Below are 17,444 nucleotides of genomic sequence, written 5' to 3'. Positions count from 1 at the left end.
GTACCGTGTGGTGATGGTCCGAGCCCGCGACACCGACGCCTGCCCGGGGGCGCTGCAGACGCATCAGGCCGCGGACGGGGCGCTGGTGCGGGTCCGGCTGCCCGGCGGCGGCATCACCGCCGCCCAGCTCGCGACGTTGGCCGGAGTCGCGAACGAGTTCGGCTCGGGAACGCTCGAGCTGACCGCCCGGGGGAACGTGCAGGTGCGCGGGCTCACCGACGTCACGCCGGTCGCCGAGGCGATCGCCGGCGCCGGGCTGCTGCCCTCGCCGACCCACGAACGGGTCCGCAACATCGTCGCGTCACCGCTGTCCGGACGGGCCGGCGGACGCGCCGACGTGCGCGGGTGGGTGCGCGAGCTCGACGCCGCGATCTGCGCCGAGCCCGGGCTCGCGGAGCTGGGTGGCCGGTTCTGGTTCAGCGTCGACGACGGCCGCGCCGACGTCTCGGGACTGGGCGCCGACGTCGGCGTGCACGCGCTGGACGACGGGGTCGCGCTGCTGCTGGCGGGCCGGGACACCGGCGTCCGGCTGGCCGCCGGCGACGTGGCGCCGGCACTGGTCGCCCTGGCCCTGCGGTTCGTCGAAATCCGCGGAAAGGCTTGGCGGGTCGACGAATTGGCGGACGTCGCCGAATTGCTGCCCGAGGCGGACATGAGCGCCGCGCCGTTCCCGCCCGTCACCAAGGGGCCGGTCGGGTGGATCAACCAGGACGACGGGCGGGTGGCGCTGGGCGCCGCGGTGCCACTGGGCGTGCTGCCCGCCCGGACGGCGGAATTCCTGGCCGCCATCGAGGCCCCGCTGGTGGTCACGCCCTGGCGGTCGGTGCTGGTGTGTGACCTCGACGAGGCCGTCGCGGACACCGCGCTTCGCGTGCTGGCGCCGCTGGGGCTGATCTTCGACGAGAACTCCCCCTGGCTGAGCGTCAGCGCCTGCACCGGCAGCCCGGGGTGCGCGCACTCGGCCGCCGACGTGCGGGCGGACGCCGCGCTGTCGCTGCAGGAGCGGGACTCGGATGCCGGTGTGCACAGTCATTTCGTCGGCTGCGAGCGCGCCTGCGGCCGCCCGCCGGCAGGACAGGTGCTGGTCGCCACCGGACAGGGCTACCGACTGCTTCGTGACCAGCCCTTAAGGTGAGCGGGTGCTCGACTACATCCGCGACGCCGCCGAGATCTATCGGCAGTCGTTCGCGGCCATCCGCGCCGAGGCCGACCTGGCGCGGTTTCCGGCCGACGTCGCGCGGGTGGTGGTTCGGTTGATCCACACGTGCGGGCAGGTCGACGTCGCCGACCACGTCGCCTACACCGACGACGTCGTCGCGCGGACCGGTGCCGCGCTGCGCGGCGGCGCCCCGGTGCTGTGCGATTCGTCGATGGTGGCGGCGGGTATCACCGCCGCCCGGCTGCCCGCCGACAACCAGGTGGTATCGCTGGTGGCCGATCCGCGCGCGGCCGAGCTGGCCGCGCACCGGCGCACCACCCGGTCGGCGGCGGGGGTGGAACTGTGGGCCGAGCGGCTGCCCGGCGCGGTGCTCGCGATCGGCAACGCCCCCACCGCGCTGTTCCGGCTACTCGAGCTGATCGACGAGGGGGTCGCACCGCCGGCGGCCGTGCTCGGCGGGCCGGTCGGGTTCGTCGGGTCCGCGCAGTCCAAACAGGAGCTGATCGACCGTCCGCGCCGGATGTCCTATCTGGTGGTGCGGGGCCGACGCGGCGGCAGCGCGATGGCCGCCGCCGCGGTCAACGCGATCGCGAGCGACGCGGAATGAGGGCACGAGGCACGCTCTGGGGCGTCGGCTTGGGGCCCGGCGACCCCGAGTTGGTGACGGTCAAGGCCGCCCGGCTGATCGGCGAGGCCGACGTGGTGGCCTACCACAGCGCCCGGCACGGCCGCAGCATCGCCCGGGGAATCGCCGAGCCGTACCTCCGGCCCGGCCAGATCGAGGAGCACCTGGTCTATCCGGTGACCACCGAGGCCACCGACCATCCCGGCGGCTACGCGGGCGCGCTCGAGGACTTCTACGCCGAGTCGACGCGGCGCATCGCCGAGCACCTCGACGCGGGCCGCGATGTGGCGCTGCTGGCCGAGGGTGATCCGCTGTTCTACAGCTCCTACATGCACCTGCACACCCGGCTGACGGAGCGGTTCAACGCGGTCATCGTGCCGGGCGTCACGTCGGTCAGCGCCGCCTCAGCGGCAATCGCGACGCCGCTGGTGGCCGGCGACGAGGTGCTGTCGGTGCTGCCGGGCACCCTGCCGGTGGCCGAACTGACGCGGCGGCTCGCCGACGCCGACGCCGCCGTCGTGCTCAAGCTCGGCCGCTCCTATCCCGCTGTGCGCGAGGCGCTTTCGGCGAACGGGCAGCTTGACGACGCGTTCTACGTCGAGCGCGCCAGCACGTCGGGGCAGCGGATCCTGGCCGCCGCGGACGTCGACGAGATCGGCGTGCCCTACTTTTCGCTGGCCATGCTGCCGGGTGGGCGCCGGGGACACCGCCGGCCGGTGCCGGCGGGCAGCGTCGCCGTCGTCGGCCTGGGGCCCGGTTCGGGCGACTGGATGACGCCGCAGAGCCGACGCGAGCTGGCCGCCGCGACCGATTTGATCGGCTACGGCGGCTACCTGGATCGGGTGCCGGTCCGCGACGGGCAGCGGCGCCACCCCAGCGACAACACCGACGAACCCGCGCGGGCGCGGCTGGCGTGCGCGCTGGCCGAGCAGGGGCACACCGTCGCGGTGGTGTCGTCGGGCGACCCGGGCGTGTTCGCGATGGCGACCGCGGTGCTCGAGGAAGCCAAACAGTGGCCGTCAGTGCGGATCCGGGTGATTCCCGCGATGACGGCCGCGCAGGCCGTCGCCAGCCGGGTCGGCGCCCCGCTGGGTCACGACTACGCGGTGATCTCGCTGTCCGACCGGCTCAAGCCGTGGGAGGTGATCTCGGCGCGGCTGGCCGCCGCCGCGGCCGCCGATCTGGTGCTGGCGATCTACAACCCGGCTTCCAAGGCGCGCACGTGGCAGGTCGGCGCGATGCGCGACGTGTTGATGGCCCACCGCGAACCGGGGACGCCGGTGGTGATCGGCCGTGACGTGTCCGGGCCCGAGGAGGACGTGCGCGTGGTTCGGCTGGCCGACCTCGACCCCGCCGAGGTCGACATGCGCTGCCTGCTGATCGTCGGATCGTCGCAAACCCAGTGGTATGCCGACGATTTCGGTGACCGGGTGTTCACCCCCCGGCGCTACCCGAGGTGACGCGCGAACCGTCGAGACCCGAATACGCCATCCCGTCGGGAGCGGGTTCCCGGCCGTCGGGTCGCTGCGGCCGGGGCGCCCGATCCGCCTCCTCACCCAGCAGTAGGGCGCGCACCAACCTACGCGGTCCGAAGGGGCGCAGCATGTAACTGGCCGGGCGCGGCCGCACGCGTTGCGGCCACCAGAACCAGCGCCCGAGCAGCGCGGCGATCGACGGCGTCATGAAGGAACGCACGACCAGGGTGTCGAACAGCAGGCCGAGGCCGATCGTGGTGCCCGCCTGGCCGATCGAGCGCAGATCGCTGGCGGCCATCGACATCATGGTGAACGCGAACACCAGGCCCGCCGCCGTGACCACGCCGCCGGTCTCCCCCATCGAGCGGATGATGCCGGTGCGCAGGCCCGCGCCGATCTCCTCCTGGAACCGCGACACCAACAGCAGGTTGTAGTCGGATCCGACGGCCAGCAGGATGATCAATCCGAACACCGGTGCGATCCAGTTCAATTCCAGCCCGAAGAGGTGCTGCCACACCAGCACCGACAGCCCGAACGCCGCGCCCAGCGACAGCAGCACCGTGCCGACGATCACCAACGAAGCGACCAGCGCCCGCGTGATGATCACCATGACCACGAAAATCAACGTGAGAGCCGCGATTCCGACTATCAGCAGGTCGTAGTTCGAACCGGACTGGATGTCGCGGTAGATCGCCGCCGTCCCGGCGAGGTAGAACTTGGCGCCGGTGAGCGTCGTGCCCTTCACCGCTTGGTGCGCGGCGTCGAGCGCGGGCTTGACCGCGGCGATGCCCGCCGGGGTCGCCGGGTCGGCGTCGTGGGTGATGATGAACCGCGCGGCCTTACCGTCCGGCGACAGGAAGAGTTTCAGGCCGCGCCGAAAGTCGGGGTTCTGGAACGCTTCCGGCGGGAGGTAGAAGTAGTCGCCGCTCCTGGAGGCGTCGAAGGCCTGGCCCATCGCGCTGGCCGTGTCGGTCATCTGGGCCATCTGCGTGACGAGGCCCGAAAAGCTGCTGTGCATGGTCAGCAAGGTTCCCTGCATCGACTTGGCGACGGCGATCATCGGCGGGAACTGGGCCAGCATCTCGGGCATGATCGCGTCGACGTTGTCCATGTCCTTGATCAGCGTGCTCATGTTGGCGCTGAACTTGTCCACCCCGTCGATCGCCTCGAACACCGATCGCGACGCCCAACACACCGGGATGTTGAAACAGTGTGGCTCCCAATACAAATAGCTGCGGAAGGGTCTGGCGAAATCGTCGAAGTCCGCCAGATGGTCCCGCATCTCGTTCAGCGTGGCCTGCATGTCGCCCATGTCGCCGACCATGTGATGCGTCGCGCTGCTCATCTGCCCCAGCAGGCCCTGCATGCGCTCCATCGAGCCGATCATGGCGCCGAGGTCGTCGCTCATCTTGAGCATGTCGGCCGTCCGGTCCCTCATGAATTGGAGGTTCTGCTGGATCGGAATGGCTTGAGCGCTGATCTGGAACGGTATCGACGTGTGCTCGATCGGCCCGCCCAGCGGGCGGGTGATGCTTTGCACCATCGCGATCCCGGGCGACCGGAAGATGTCTTTGGCAAGGCGGTCGAGGATGATCATGTCACCGCTGTTGCGCATGTCGTGATCGCTCTCGATCATCAGGATGTCGGGATTCATGGTGGCGGCGCTGAAATGGCGCTCGGCGGCGGCGTATCCGACATTCGACGGCACGCCGGCGGGTATGTAGTAGCGGTCGTTGAAGCTGATCTTCATGGTCGGCATGACGAGGATGCCGACGATGGCGATGGCGAGCGAGGCCGCGAACACCGGGCCGGGCCAGCGCACCGTCGCGGTGCCCATGCGCCGCCACCCGCGCGTCTTGATCATCCGCCTCGGGTCGAGCAATCCGAACCGGCTGGCCACCGCGACCACGGCGGGCGCCGCCGTCATTGCTCCCGCGACGACGACGAGCAGCCCCAGGGCCGACGGGATGCCCAGCGCCTTGAAGTACGACAGCCGCGCCAGGTGCAGGCAGAACGTGGCCCCGGCGATCGTCAGCCCCGACCCCAGGATGATGTGCGAGGTCCCGCGGAACATCGTGTACCAGGCGGTTTCTCGGTCCTGGCCGGCCTGACGAGCCTCCTGGTAACGACCGATGAGGAAGATCGCGTAATCGGTTCCCGCCGCGATCGCCAACGACGACAGCATCGCCACCACGAACGTGGAGAAGCCGAGCAGTTCGTTGTTCCCGAGCAGCGCGACGAGCCCTCGCGCCGTGCCCATCTCGAAACCGACCATCACGAGCACCAGCAGCACGGTGCTGATCGACCGATAGGCGATGAAGAGCATGATCATGATGACCACGCCGGTGACGCCCATCATCTTGAACATGCTCTTGTCGGCGGCCTCGTTCATGTCCGTCGTCAGCGGCGCCGGACCGGTGACGTAGACCTTGAGTCCCTTGGGGGGCTCTGACTTGTCGACGATCTTGCGCACCGCGTCGACGGACTGGTTGCCCAGCGTGCTGCCCTGGTTGCCGGCCAGGTTGAGTTGGACGTAAGCGGCTTTGCCGTCGCGGCTTTGGACGCCGGCGGCCGTCAGCGGGTCTCCCCACACGTTCTGCACGTGCTGCACGTGCTTGGGGTCGGCCTGCAGTTTCTCAACGAGGCCGTCGTAATAGCGGTGCGCCGCATCGCCGAGTGGTTGATCGCTTTCGAGGACGATCATCGCGATGCTGTCCGAATCGGATTCGTGGAACGTCGCGCCGATGCGTTTGGCGGCGATCATCGCGGGCGCGTCCTGGGGTGACATGGTGACCGCGTGCTTGCGCGCTACCGACTCGATCGGCGGCACAAGCACATTCAGAGCGGCCGTCAGGAGTAGCCAGCCGATGATGATGGGCCACGCGAATCTGCGGACGAACCGCATGAATTTCGGGCGGGCCTGATTGTCCGCGTCGGCGGCGTTCATGCGGCCTTCACCAGACAGGAGGTTTGCGCGTGGTGCCCGGCCGAGGACCTTTCGTCCTTGAGCTCACCGTTGACGGTGATGCGGCACCCGATGTCGTCGCTGTCGCCCTGCGCCACCACGCTGGCCAGCACCGCCGGCACCGTCGTCGTGATCGTGAAGGTCCAGGGCAGGCCGGTGAAGCTCGCCTGTTCCGGCTGGGCCTTGGTGTCCAGGTAGCTCACGGTTCCGGTGGTGTCGCTGGGCCCGTAAACCTCGTACGTCACCCGCTTGACATGGGACGGCTCGAGCGGTTCGGCGCTGCTGCCCGTCGCGGTGAAAATGGCGTCGGAGCCGAAAACGCCGCGGAGCCGATAGACGGCGACACCCCCGAGGGCAACCGCCACCACGACGACGAGCGGCACCCACGCCCGCTTGAGAAACGTGGACACTGACGTTCCCTTTCGCTCGTGTGCACAGTCGTCCTGTGCGGAGTCTCGGCCCGCGTCGCCGGGGCCGATAGGGCCATTCGGCCTGCAGGAGGCCCTACGTACCCGCGAGCCGCGGCTTCAACCCGCAGCTCAAGTTATACCATACCCCCTAGGGTATTTGCCGCCCCGCGTCGTGGCCCGGGCCGCGAACGTCGAGAAACGGGACTGCTTGTTATTCAGCCGGATTGGGCGAATGGCCGCCCCAGCCGCCGGGCAGCATCGGCAGCACCGGGCCGCCGTCGCCCGCCGCGCCGGTCAGCGTCGCCAGCCCGAGGGCCCCGGGCACGCCGGATTGGGCTGCGGCCCCGGCGAATCCGACCGGTTGCCCGCCCCGCCCCGGGAGGAGGGCCCCTTGCGAGTCCGGCCGGGCCACATCCATGAATTCGTGGCGGTGGGCGGGGTCTGTGACCGTCGCCACGCGACGCCGGCGGGCGCGGGCCGGCTTCGGGTCGGCCGCGGCGGGGGCCGGCGCGTCGACGTCGTCGGGCGCTGGTTCCTCGGCGCTGCGACGGGCGCGACCGGCCGCGCTACCGCGTGCCGACAAGCCGGAGAGGCCGACGGCGTAATGGACGTCGGACAGGCCCGCACCGAGGCCCGTCGACGCCGCCGGACCGAACCCGACCCCCGGCCCGCCACCGGCGGATCCCCCGCCCGGGCCGAGGGTTTGGCCGGGCGCCGCGGGGCCGGGCACGGGTGCGTCGCCGCCCGCGCTTGCCGAGGCGGCGGCCGCGGGGGCGGGGGCCGGCTTGTCGGCCGCGGGAGCCGGCGCGGCCACGCCCGTCGGCGGGGAGGTGGCCACCGACACCGGGACCGCGATGCCGGCCCCGGCCGCGGCACCCGCCGCCGCACCCGCGCCCGCGACGGTGGCAAGCGAGATGGCGAGCTGGACCGCCTGCTGCCCGAAGGGCCAGAAGATCATCAGGGTGTGGAAGGTGGCCCAGGCCAGCGCGCCGGCAAGGGACGGTGACATTCCGGGAACCTGCATCAGCGCCGACGCGAGCCCGTTGGCGAACGGGACGGCGGGGACGGGCCATCCGGCGGGGTTGAGGTCCTTCGACACCGGCCACGCGAAGTTGCGGGTGTATTGCTGGATGAGCGCGGCGAGCTGGTCCTGCCACGAGGCGCCGGCGTTGGCCGCCGCGCTCCTGGCCTCTTCACCCGCCGCGACGATCCCCGGCGCCGGCGTGGCCGTCGGGACCGCCGCCAGGGCCGAATCGGTGACGGCTTGGTAGCCGGTCATGGTTTCGGCCGCCAGCAGCCACATGCGCGCGTAGTCGGCCTCGTTCACCGCGATCGGGATGCTGTTGATGCCGAAGAAGTTCGTTGCCACGAGCGCCGAATGGGTGGCGTGGTTTGCGGCGAGTTCGGCGAGCGTCGGCATGGTGGTCAACGCGGCGGCGTGGGCGGCCGCCGCCGTCCGGTGCGACGACGCGGCGAGCGTGCTTTTGGAAGCGTTCTCGAGCAGCCAGCTCAGATACGGCCCGTGGGCGACCACATAGCGTTCGGCGCTGGGACCATCCCACGCGCCCTGCACCGCTCCCAGCAGCCCGACGAGTTCGTCTGCCGCGTCGGCATATTCGGTGCCCAGCGCCGACCACGCCTCCGCGGCCGCGAGCAGCGGGCCCGAACCCGGGCCGCTGTTGAGCAACGCGGATTGCACCTCGGGCGGCAGGGCGATCCAGATCGGGGCGGTCATCGTCGGGGGCCGTCGGGCAGGAACACGAACACCTCCTCGGGGGTCGTCGCGGCGGGCGGGCTTGTCTTCAGTGGTCGGTTTGCCGGACGGTTTGGTTCCCGGGGTGTGGCTTTCGCGGCCTTTGCGCGCCGACCTGGCATGCGCAACGATGCAGGGATGCGGTGTGACGTTGCGCGTGAGGCGCTTTCTGCGCGACTGGACGGCGAACGTCCACAGGTGCTCGCGCAACAGGTCGATGCCCACCTGGAATCGTGTCGTGGTTGCCGCGCCTGGCTGATCGGCGCGGCGGTGCAGACTCGTCGGCTGGCTTCTGTCGAGCCGGGCGAGGGCCCGGACCTGGTGGACAAGATCATGGCCCGGCTCGACCAGCAATCCCCCGCTTATCACCGCTCGACGCGCTGGTTGCGGTCGCGCTACCGGCGCTGGGGGCTGATCGGGGTCGGCGTGTTTCAGGTGGCGATCGCGGCCGCGCAGATCAGCGGCATCGATTTCGGGATGGTGGCGAGCCACATGCACGGAGCCATGTCGGGCGAGCACCTGATGCACGAATCCACCGCGTGGTTGCTGGCGTTGGGCCTGGCCATGATCGGCGCGGGCGTCTGGCCGGCCACCGCGATCGGCGTCGCGGCCATCACCGGCGTGTACTCCGTCGCGCTGCTGAGTTACGTGGTCGTCGACGCGCTCGCCGGCGAGGTGACCGCGACGCGCATCGCCAGCCACATGCCGCTGCTGCTGGGCCTGGTGTTCGCCTTGCTGGTGGCTCGCGAACACGCGCGCACCCGCCGGCCGCGCAGCTCCGGCAACGACGCCGACGATCCCGGGTGGCCGGCGGAGGCGCCCGGCGGCCGGCGGCACCGGCATCTGTGGCCGATCAACCGCACGCCTCAGCACCCCACCGCGCTGTCTACGACAGACGGTCGTAGACTGACGGCGCCCGCACAACGAAGGTGGTTGGCCATGACCGCGTCAAGCGACGACGAGGCCGTTACCGAGCTTGCCTTGGCCGCCGCGCGCGGGAACGAGCGAGCGCTCGAGGCGTTCATCAAGGCGACCCAGCAGGACGTGTGGCGGTTCGTCGCCTACCTGTGCGACGCGGGCAGCGCCGACGACCTGACGCAGGAAACGTTCCTGCGGGCCATCGGCGCGATCGAGCGCTTCTCCGGCCGGTCCAGCGCCCGAACCTGGTTGCTGGCGATCGCGCGCCGGGTGGTGGCCGATCACATCCGCCACGCGCAGTCCCGGCCGCGCGCCGCCGCCGGCGCCGATCCCGACCACTTCCTCAGCGGCGACCGGCATGCCCGCGGATTCGAGGACCTCGTCGAGGTGACCGCGTTGATCGCCAACCTCACGACCGAGCAGCGCGAAGCGCTGCTGCTCACCCAGCTGCTGGGGCTGCCGTACGCCGACGCCGCCGCGGTGTGCGGCTGCCCGGTGGGGACCATCCGGTCCCGCGTCGCACGCGCCCGCGACGCGCTGCTGGCCGACATGGAACGCGAAGACCTGACGGGCTAACTCAGCGCTTCAACCCATTTGGCGGCGTCTTCGACCGTGCCCACCGCCGCCACCCGTGGCGGTAGCGGCGGCCTGGCCACCATCACCACCGGAACACCCAGCGCCTCAGCGGCATCCAGCTTGGCGCGGGTCATTTCGCCCCCACTGTTCTTGGTGACCAGCGCGCCGATGCGATGCTCGCGCATCAGCGCGAGTTCGTCGTCGTAGCGATACGGCCCGCGCGACAACAGCAGCCGGTGACGCCGCGGCAGCACGTCGGCATCCGGCGCGGTGACCGCGCGGATCAGAAACCACGCGTCGCTTGCGGTGAAGGCCGTGACGCCCGAGCGGCCGGTGGTGAGAAAGACCCGCGAATAGGCTTGCCTTGCAATCGTTTCCGCCGCCACGGCATCCGACTCGACGACGATTGCGCCCCCGGGCTCCCAGGCCGGGCGGGCCAAGACCAGGTGGGGCATGTTCAGTTGCCCGCACGCTTCGGCGGCGTGCGCCGTCATGGTCGCCGCGAACGGATGGGTGGCGTCGACGACGGCGTCGATGTGTTCGTCCCGCAGCCACCGCTTGAGCCCGTCGACGCCGCCGAAGCCGCCGACGCGCACCGGGCCGACCGGCAGGGCCGGATCGGGGACGCGACCGGCCAGCGAGCTGACGATGTCGACCCGCGGGTGCAGCGTTTTCGCCAGGGCGCGGGCCTCGGATGTGCCGCCCAGCAGCAGAACCCGCATCAGTGCCGGCTCCCCCGGTTCCGCCCGGTCGAGTACAGGTAGCTGTCGGTGAATCCCTCGGCGGCCAGCACATCGCCGACGATGATGACCGCGGTCTTGGTGATGCCGGCGTCGTGCATCTGGCCGGCGATGTCGGCCAGCGTGCCGCGCAGCACCGTCTGCTGAGGCCAGCTGGCGAAAGCCACCACGGCGGTGGGTGTTTCGGCCCGATGGGCAGTGAGCAGCTGCGGGACGATGGTGTCGATCTGGGCGGCGGCCAGGTGCAGGACCAGAGTGCCGCCGGTTAGTGCAAGGGTTTGCAGCTCTTCGCCGGCCGGCATGGGCGTCGACAGGGTCGCCACCCGGGTCAGCGTCACCGTCTGCGCCACCCCGGGGACGGTGAGCTCGCGCTTCAAGGCGGCCGCGGCCGCGACGAAAGCCGGTACGCCCGGGACGATTTCGTAGTCGATGCCCAGCGCGTCCAGCCGGCGACACTGCTCGGCCAGCGCGCTGTACAGCGACGGGTCACCGGAGTGCAGCCGCGCCACGTCCTGGCCGGCGGCGTGAGCCTCGGCGATCTCGGCGACGATCCGCTCCAGCGTCAACGGGCCGGTGTCAACGATTTTCGCGCCGGGCGGGCACAGCGCCAGCAGGTCGTCGGGCATGATCGAGCCCGCGTAGAGGCAGGTGGTGCACGCTGCGAGGAGCCGTTGACCGCGGACCGTGATGAGGTCGGCGGCGCCGGGGCCGGCGCCGATGAAGTACACCGTCATTTCGTCATCGTCCATTGCGTGACCGGCATCTGCGGGCGCCACCCGGTGAAGCCGCCGAGCGGCTCGCCCTGGTAATGCTGGCAGCGTTTGAGCTGACCGCCGAGCCGCGAATAGTACTGCGTGATAAGGGCTTCCGATTCGGCGGTGACGGCGTTCACGACCAGCCGCCCCCCGCGGATGAGGCGGTCGAGGCAGGCGTCGAGCAGACCCGGTTGGGTCACGCCGCCGCCGATGAAGATCGCCGACGGGGGTTCGGCGCCGTCGAACGCCTCCGGCGCCTCGCCGTGGACCTCGATGCCGACGCCGAAGGCAGCGGCATTGGCTTCGACGTTGAGTCGGCGGCGCTCGTCGCGCTCGAACGCCACAGCGCTGCAACCCGGCCAGCTCAGGCACCATTCGACGCTGATGCTGCCGGAGCCGGCGCCGACGTCCCACAGTCGCTCGCCGGGTCGCGGCGCCAGCGAAGCCAGGGTCACCGCCCGCATCCCGTGTTTGGTGATCTGTCCGTCGTGGGCGAACGCGTCATCGGGGTACGGCGACATGCGGTCGTCGGGCAGGTAGCGGACGGCGACGAGGTTGAGGTCGTCGACCTCATACCGCGTGTCCGCCCACTGGCGCGCGGTGCCGTCGCGGCGGCGTTCGGTTGGGCCGCCGAGGTTTTCGAGCACGCTGAATTCGGAGTCACCGCGGCCGTGCGCATTGAGCAATCCGGCGAGCTCCTTGGGTGTAGAGGCGTTTTTCGACAGCACGATCGCCTGGCCTCCGCGGCGCACCGCGGTGTGCGGCCGCGCGGTGACCAGGCTGATCACCTCGGTGTCGTGGAGGTTCCATCCCATCCGGGCGCACGCCAGCGTCGCCGAGGAGACGTGAGGCAGCACCCTGACTTTGGCCGCGCCGTGTAGGCGGATCAGCGTGCCGCCGATGCCGTGCAGCAGTGGATCGCCGCTGGCGACGACGTGGATGTCGCCGTCATTGTCGTCGAGCAGAGCCTCCAGTGCGGGCAGCATCGGCGACGGCCACTCGTGTCGCGGTGCGGTTACCGTGTCGTCGAGCAGGTCGAGCTGGCGCCTCGACCCGTAAATGACTGTGGCATCTTGCAATTCGACGCGCGATGTCTCGGCGAGCCCCGCCATGCCGTCGGCGCCGATGCCGACAACGACGATCATCGCGGCATCCTGCGCCAGACGAACTGCGGCAGCAGCCGCATCACGAAGAACATCGGCCGCAATGACCACGGAATCCAAACCGTGCTTCGCCCCTTGCGCAGCGCGCGTGCGGTCGCGGCGGCCACCTGCTCCGGGGTGCTGGACAGCGGCGCCGGCCGCATGCCTTCGGTCATGCGCCCGATGACGAAGCCCGGGCGCGCGATCAGCAGGCTGACCCCGCTGCCGTGCAGGGCGTCGGCCAGCCCGCTGGCGAAGCCGTCCAGGCCGGCCTTGGCCGAGCCGTAGACGTAGTTGGCGCGTCGGACGCGCACGCCCGCCACCGAGGAAAACACCACCAGGGAGCCGCGGCCGGCGGCACGCATGGCGGCGGCCAGGTGGGTGAGGATGCTGACCTGGTCGACGTAGTCGGTCTGGACGATCGACACCGCGTGGGTGGCGTCGCTCTCGGCGCGGGACTGATCGCCCAGGATTCCGAAGGCCAGCACCGCGGTGCCGATCGGTCCGTGTTGGGCGACGATCGAGTCGATCAGCGGCCCGTGCGAGGCCAGGTCGTCGGCGTCGAATTCCGTGGTGTGCACCGCCGCGGCCCCTGCGGCCTTGACCGTCGCGACCTCGTCGACGAGCTCGTCGGCCTTGCGTGCGGCCAGCACCACCGTCGCCCCGGGGGCCAGCCGGCGCGCGAGCTCGATGCCGATTTCGCTGCGGCCGCCCAGGATCAGTATCGGACCCGCGCCCGTGTCGTCCACGGCTGCGATTATGACCTGCGCTAGCGTGGGCGTTGATGGCGAATACCACTACGCGGCTGACCGACGATGCGCTGGCCTTCCTGTCCGAACGTCACCTGGCGATGCTGACCACGCTGCGGGCCGACAATTCCCCGCATGTGGTTGCGGTGGGTTTCACCTTCGACCCCAAGACCCACATCGCCCGGGTGATCACCACCGGCGGCTCCCAGAAGGCCGTCAACGCCGACCGCGCCGGGGTGGCGGTGCTGAGCCAGGTCGACGGCGCCCGCTGGCTGTCGCTGGAGGGCCGGTCCAAGGTGAACAGCGACGCCGACGCCGTGCGGGATGCCGAGTTGCGCTACGCCCAGCGCTACCGCACCCCGCGTCCGAATCCGCGGCGGGTGGTCATCGAGGTGCAGATCGAGCGGGTGTTGGGGTCGTCGGATCTGTTGGACCGGGGCGAGTAGCTCAGATTAGATCAGGCCGATGCCACAAGCCCGCTCGTAGCAGAATCTTCGCGCAAATCTGCGCTGCCGGATAAGTCTCTATCGGCGTTCGAAAAGCGGCTCTCCGTCAGGATCAACGGCCGACGCCTCAAACTGATCTATTGTCGCGGGCAGGTACAGCGCGAGCTTAGTGAATTCCGACTTCGCAGTTACCCTGTCGGCGCTTCCAATAGCCACTGTCGAGCCGTCCGTTGCCACTAAGGCAAACCGCTTGACACCGTCGAAGTCGCGCGTCTCGATGGTGAAATGGCCCGACATGTCCTGAGCGGAAGTCGGAACGTGGACACGAGGTAATCCAGAGCCACTCCGAATTGAGAGACAGAACCGTCCCAAGAGATACTTTTCGATTGTCGCCATCGACGGAGCAGCCAGCAGGAACTGTTCGGACCCCATGCGGTCAGAATCGGTGATGACGAACCAGCCGTCGCGGTTCCTTCCGATCAGTAGTCGAATCTCGCCCAGCGACGCCGAGAATACCGCCCGCCCGTCGTGCGTTCGCGATCCAGGCGTAAGCGTGTACTCGGCACGCTTGGCCCAATGTTCGAGTTGCGAGGACACTTCGATGTCGTCTGTCATTCCAGCACGCCAACATCAGGGTCAGTCAGCTCCTCAGCCGTCATCGCCCTACCCTCCGAGTTGAGTATTCTGACTTGTATTGAACCGCCGGGTTGGCCTAACCCGGGGGCGACTTCAGACACTTCGATCATCCAGTTCTCGGGCAGACTCTTGAATACATAAGCATTATACGGCTGTGCAAGGCTGTCCACGTGTAACGCCCTGCCCTCCCAGAATGCCGGTATTCCATCTTCCATTACTGCCAAGTACTTACCGGATTCGAGCCCTATCCGATCCAACTGATTTCCGTAAAACTTGATGAACTGATTTCCGTCTGTAAAAATCACCTTGGTGCCTGGCACTGCCCCGTCGTTCCCCGGGAAGTTTGCCCAGTGGTCGCCATCCTGACTGAGTTTATTAAAGCGCTCGGCGTATTGTTCCCCGGTATACGCATGTCCTTGGGGGTCGCGGCCGAAGGGCGCCTCCGGGTCCCTAATGAGTTCCGCCACAGAAGGATTCATCTGGCTCGGGTCAACTGGATTATCTGGAAAATCCCAATGCTGAGGCAGCGGTTCCCCATAGTGCGGATCAAGTGGCCCATCCGACAAGCGGTGCCAACCGTCACCGGAAGACTCGTGGGAGTGCACGGGATCCTGTCCGGTGCCGTCGTCTGCGGAACCATCGTGGTCGCGCCCCGGTGAACCATCTCTGTCCTGCGGAACGCCATGCCCACGCTCAGCCGGCGGAGCATCATCGCCGGGCGCGGGCTCGTGCGGACGATCAGCGTCGGGTGGCCGTCGGTCCGACCGCGGCGGACCACCCTCAGCCGGACCACCCGCCCGATCATGTGGTGGCCTTACGCGCGGAGGGCCACCGTCTGCAGACCCGTGCAAGCCGCTGCCGGGTGCCAGTAGTTCGGACGGGTTGCGTACCGGGGGTGTCGAATGTGGCACCGCAGACGTGAAGGACGGCGACGCCTGCGGTGAATGCGCGGAGATTGGTGCCGGTTCGAGGGGAACTCCGCTCGGCGCTGCCGACATCCGAGCGGGCGGATGATCGACCAATTGCGGCGCCGTCGACAGATTGCGTTCGCCGACTGCGGCCGGAATTGCCGGTGAATGCGAAGCAGGCGCAGTCGCCGGCGTCGAATCGCGAGGACCAACTGCCGGAGCCGACGCTGGATCACGGGGCCCCGCAGGCAATGACACCGGTTCATGCGGGCCATCGGCGGGCGCCGACACGGGATCATGCGGACCCGCGGGCACCGGCACAGGGTCGTGCGGACCACCCGCAGCCGGTGCGGGCCCAGCGGCCGACGGTTCAGGAGGTGGTTCCTGCACAGCACGCTCCGGCGGCGCAGTATCGAGAGGCTTTGGCTCCCCCGACGCACCAGGCACCCCGTCCGGTGGGCGCGGCACCGACTCGACCGGCGCCTCCAACGGCTTCGGCGACGGCAAGCCCACGGGGCGGCCGCCGACCGGCGGCGGCTCGATCTTGGGCAGCTTCCCGGCAACGCCCTCAAGATTCTTGGTCAGGTCACCACCGACGCCGGCGATATCTGCCAAAGCGCCGCGTGTACCCGCGACACCTGCAACTCCATCGACCGCTCGACCGGCGGCACGCTCGGCGTCCACAGCGGCCTCGGCTCCACGGGCGGCCGCCCCACTGGCTTCCGCGGCGCCGCCGGCTTCACCGGCGCCAGGAATGAAGAACATCGCGACATCGAAGGCGTTCTCCCCGAAACCCAACCCCGGTCGCGCGGTACTCCAATCATCAAGGTGCAGCAGGCCTTTCAACTGCTGCCAGTTGGCCTCGACGAACTCCTGCGGGTTGAGGACGCCATTGACCAAGCTTCCCTTCCACAGGCCTTTACCCAAGCCCGTCCATGTCTCGGCGGCGCCGTGGGGATCGACGAGGAACCACCGCGGGTCGAGATCCCCGATGGCCAACGCCATTCCGACGGCGCCCTTCAGGGCACCCTCATTCGCGTTGGCGAAGACGTCGAAAACTGTTGCCACCTGATTGCCGACGGCATCACCCAGAAACTGCTTGAGCTCGCCGCGCACGTACTTTTCCAATTTGACGACCAAACCGTCGACGACCCCTAAACCTGCCTTGACGCCTTGCTCGGCGGCGCGGGCCTCCTGCCCCAAGTCGTGCAGCACGTCGTTGATGTCGTGAGCGATCTTCTTGATCTCCTGGAGCGCGTCGCCCTTGATGATCAACATCACGTCGTGGCCGAGGTCTGTCAGCGACCCAAGCCGGTTCAGCAGATCCCGGATGTGGTGCTGAGCGCCGGCCACCTCGTCGGCGAAGTGATCGAGGGCCCCGGCCAACTTTCCGGACGCCTCGCCGATCTTGCCCATGCAGTCGCCGATCTGCGAAAGCGCGTCGTCGATCTTTTCGCCCTCGGGGATCTGATGAGCGTCCAGCAGCGTCTTCGCGGCGTTCAGCGCGCTCCGCATCCCGCCAGCGGCCCCGGCGAAGCCCCGCCAGCGAGCGGCGGCCGCATGCAAACCGGCCACGTCCCCGTCGGGCCACACGTCGTCGACGAACGACTCCACCACCGCCCACAGCAGCAGCGGCGGCGGCTCGCCTTTGCCCCAGGTCCCGGGCGGGCCGGGCGCCGACATCTTGTCCTGCGCGGGCGGCGCCTGCAAGGCGCCGGCACCGCCCCCCAGGGTGGAGGCCGCTTCGGCCTGCGAGTAGTTGGCGGCGCCCTGCTGTATCAGCGCCCCGCTCTGCCGGCACGCGTTGACGGCGGCCGTCGCGGCCCGCAGCACGGACTCGCCCGCGTCCTGATAACCCAGTCCGAACATCGCGCCGGCCGCGTCCAGGCCGGTGTGGGCCGCAAAACCCGCCGTCAACACCGTCAGGTTCGCGGCCAGGCCATCGCCGGCGGCAATCACCGCGCTGCCCACCGCGAACAGCGCTTGCGGATCGACGACCAAGGGAACCATCGGGGCGAAATTCTCGTCCAGGTCGCCGACCGTCGCCATTCACCCCCGGTCGTGCCACCAAACGGGATGCGCGGACTCGGGACGCCTCCGGCGCGCCGAGCGTGACGCCACTGCGAAAAATCGGGCCGAAATTCGCCGCGGGTTCACGTTCGCGAACCAGGAACGGCGTCACGCTCG

14 protein-coding genes and 1 pseudogene are annotated in these 17,444 nt (G+C 69.5%); 6 read left to right on the top strand and 9 right to left on the bottom strand.

Annotated features, from left to right (window positions below; genetic code table 11):
• Positions 1-13 precede the first annotated feature (13 nt).
• Genes cobG through A5705_RS01620 form a run of 3 tightly spaced genes read left to right on the top strand, consistent with a single transcriptional unit; the run spans position 14 to position 3,244 of the window.
• On the top strand, positions 14-1,135 hold the full coding sequence (gene cobG / locus A5705_RS01630) for a precorrin-3B synthase (protein WP_068274980.1): 1,122 nt from the start codon (positions 14-16) through the stop codon (positions 1,133-1,135).
• Between the two features lie 4 nt (positions 1,136-1,139).
• Complete coding sequence (locus tag A5705_RS01625) at positions 1,140-1,766, top strand: precorrin-8X methylmutase (protein ID WP_068274819.1); 627 nt, start codon at positions 1,140-1,142, stop codon at positions 1,764-1,766.
• Complete coding sequence (locus A5705_RS01620) at positions 1,763-3,244, top strand: precorrin-2 C(20)-methyltransferase (RefSeq protein ID WP_068274816.1); 1,482 nt, start codon at positions 1,763-1,765, stop codon at positions 3,242-3,244. The genes A5705_RS01625 and A5705_RS01620 overlap by 4 nt, the downstream gene beginning before the upstream one ends.
• Here the strand turns inward: A5705_RS01620 and A5705_RS01615 are convergent.
• The 3 genes from A5705_RS01615 to A5705_RS01605 form a co-directional block, all read right to left on the bottom strand.
• A complete protein-coding gene (locus tag A5705_RS01615) occupies positions 3,219-6,206 on the bottom strand; it encodes an RND family transporter (RefSeq protein WP_082956233.1) in 2,988 nt (995 codons plus the stop codon). The two genes, A5705_RS01620 and A5705_RS01615, sit on opposite strands and share 26 nt — an antisense overlap.
• The gene (locus tag A5705_RS01610; protein WP_068274813.1) at positions 6,203-6,634 is read right to left on the bottom strand and encodes an MmpS family transport accessory protein; all 432 of its coding nucleotides are present in this window, start codon (positions 6,632-6,634) and stop codon (positions 6,203-6,205) included. The genes A5705_RS01615 and A5705_RS01610 overlap by 4 nt, the downstream gene beginning before the upstream one ends.
• 211 nt (positions 6,635-6,845) lie before the next feature.
• Positions 6,846-8,369 carry a PPE domain-containing protein gene (locus tag A5705_RS01605; protein WP_068274810.1) on the bottom strand — a complete coding sequence of 508 codons (1,524 nt, stop codon included), beginning with the start codon at positions 8,367-8,369 and terminating at the stop codon, positions 6,846-6,848.
• Positions 8,370-8,507: 138 nt separating this feature from the next.
• Here A5705_RS01605 and A5705_RS28830 point away from each other — a divergent pair.
• A pseudogene (locus A5705_RS28830) lies at positions 8,508-9,143 on the top strand (DUF2275 domain-containing protein); the annotation flags it as partial.
• A gap of 183 nt (positions 9,144-9,326) precedes the next feature.
• A complete protein-coding gene (sigC, locus tag A5705_RS28355) occupies positions 9,327-9,881 on the top strand; it encodes an RNA polymerase sigma factor SigC (protein WP_231982347.1) in 555 nt (184 codons plus the stop codon).
• Here the strand turns inward: sigC and A5705_RS01595 are convergent.
• Genes A5705_RS01595 through A5705_RS01580 form a run of 4 tightly spaced genes read right to left on the bottom strand, consistent with a single transcriptional unit; the run spans position 9,878 to position 13,267 of the window.
• The gene (locus tag A5705_RS01595) at positions 9,878-10,603 is read right to left on the bottom strand and encodes a cobalt-precorrin-6A reductase (protein WP_068274805.1); all 726 of its coding nucleotides are present in this window, start codon (positions 10,601-10,603) and stop codon (positions 9,878-9,880) included. The genes sigC and A5705_RS01595 overlap by 4 nt on opposite strands.
• Complete coding sequence (gene cobM / locus A5705_RS01590; RefSeq protein WP_068274802.1) at positions 10,603-11,355, bottom strand: precorrin-4 C(11)-methyltransferase; 753 nt, start codon at positions 11,353-11,355, stop codon at positions 10,603-10,605. The genes A5705_RS01595 and cobM overlap by 1 nt, the downstream gene beginning before the upstream one ends.
• The gene (locus tag A5705_RS01585; protein WP_067872807.1) at positions 11,352-12,521 is read right to left on the bottom strand and encodes a bifunctional cobalt-precorrin-7 (C(5))-methyltransferase/cobalt-precorrin-6B (C(15))-methyltransferase; all 1,170 of its coding nucleotides are present in this window, start codon (positions 12,519-12,521) and stop codon (positions 11,352-11,354) included. Before A5705_RS01585 ends, cobM begins: the two co-directional genes overlap by 4 nt.
• On the bottom strand, positions 12,518-13,267 hold the full coding sequence (locus tag A5705_RS01580) for an SDR family NAD(P)-dependent oxidoreductase (RefSeq protein WP_067872810.1): 750 nt from the start codon (positions 13,265-13,267) through the stop codon (positions 12,518-12,520). The genes A5705_RS01585 and A5705_RS01580 overlap by 4 nt, the downstream gene beginning before the upstream one ends.
• A gap of 35 nt (positions 13,268-13,302) precedes the next feature.
• On the opposite strand from A5705_RS01580, the gene A5705_RS01575 reads away from it, so the two are divergent.
• Positions 13,303-13,713 (top strand): F420-dependent biliverdin reductase, encoded by a 411-nt coding sequence (locus A5705_RS01575; protein ID WP_067872813.1) that lies wholly within the window; start codon positions 13,303-13,305, stop codon positions 13,711-13,713.
• Between the two features lie 78 nt (positions 13,714-13,791).
• Here A5705_RS01575 and A5705_RS01570 read toward each other — a convergent pair whose 3' ends face one another.
• A complete protein-coding gene (locus A5705_RS01570) occupies positions 13,792-14,328 on the bottom strand; it encodes a TNT antitoxin family protein (RefSeq protein WP_082956231.1) in 537 nt (178 codons plus the stop codon).
• Positions 14,325-17,306: a glycohydrolase toxin TNT-related protein gene (locus A5705_RS01565; RefSeq protein ID WP_231982344.1), complete on the bottom strand. Its 2,982-nt coding sequence runs from the start codon at positions 17,304-17,306 to the stop codon at positions 14,325-14,327. Before A5705_RS01565 ends, A5705_RS01570 begins: the two co-directional genes overlap by 4 nt.
• Positions 17,307-17,444 lie beyond the last annotated feature (138 nt).

Source organism: Mycobacterium sp. E787 (genome assembly GCF_001668725.1).
In the GTDB taxonomy this organism is placed as follows: domain Bacteria; phylum Actinomycetota; class Actinomycetes; order Mycobacteriales; family Mycobacteriaceae; genus Mycobacterium.
This window is presented reverse-complemented; position numbering and strand designations above follow the sequence as displayed.

Excerpts from the sequence above, each read along its gene's own strand:
- A5705_RS01575 (WP_067872813.1), top strand. The coding sequence starts at position 13,303 with ATGGCGAATACCACTACGCGGCTGACCGACGATGCGCTGGCCTTCCTG.
- A5705_RS01605 (WP_068274810.1), bottom strand. The coding sequence starts at position 8,369 with ATGACCGCCCCGATCTGGATCGCCCTGCCGCCCGAGGTGCAATCCGCG.
- A5705_RS01585 (WP_067872807.1), bottom strand. The coding sequence starts at position 12,521 with ATGATCGTCGTTGTCGGCATCGGCGCCGACGGCATGGCGGGGCTCGCC.
- sigC (WP_231982347.1), top strand. The coding sequence starts at position 9,327 with ATGACCGCGTCAAGCGACGACGAGGCCGTTACCGAGCTTGCCTTGGCC.
- A5705_RS01615 (WP_082956233.1), bottom strand. The coding sequence starts at position 6,206 with ATGAACGCCGCCGACGCGGACAATCAGGCCCGCCCGAAATTCATGCGG.
- A5705_RS01570 (WP_082956231.1), bottom strand. The coding sequence starts at position 14,328 with ATGACAGACGACATCGAAGTGTCCTCGCAACTCGAACATTGGGCCAAG.
- cobG (WP_068274980.1), top strand. The coding sequence starts at position 14 with ATGGTCCGAGCCCGCGACACCGACGCCTGCCCGGGGGCGCTGCAGACG.
- A5705_RS01620 (WP_068274816.1), top strand. The coding sequence starts at position 1,763 with ATGAGGGCACGAGGCACGCTCTGGGGCGTCGGCTTGGGGCCCGGCGAC.
- cobM (WP_068274802.1), bottom strand. The coding sequence starts at position 11,355 with ATGACGGTGTACTTCATCGGCGCCGGCCCCGGCGCCGCCGACCTCATC.
- A5705_RS01565 (WP_231982344.1), bottom strand. The coding sequence starts at position 17,306 with ATGGCGACGGTCGGCGACCTGGACGAGAATTTCGCCCCGATGGTTCCC.
- A5705_RS01595 (WP_068274805.1), bottom strand. The coding sequence starts at position 10,603 with ATGCGGGTTCTGCTGCTGGGCGGCACATCCGAGGCCCGCGCCCTGGCG.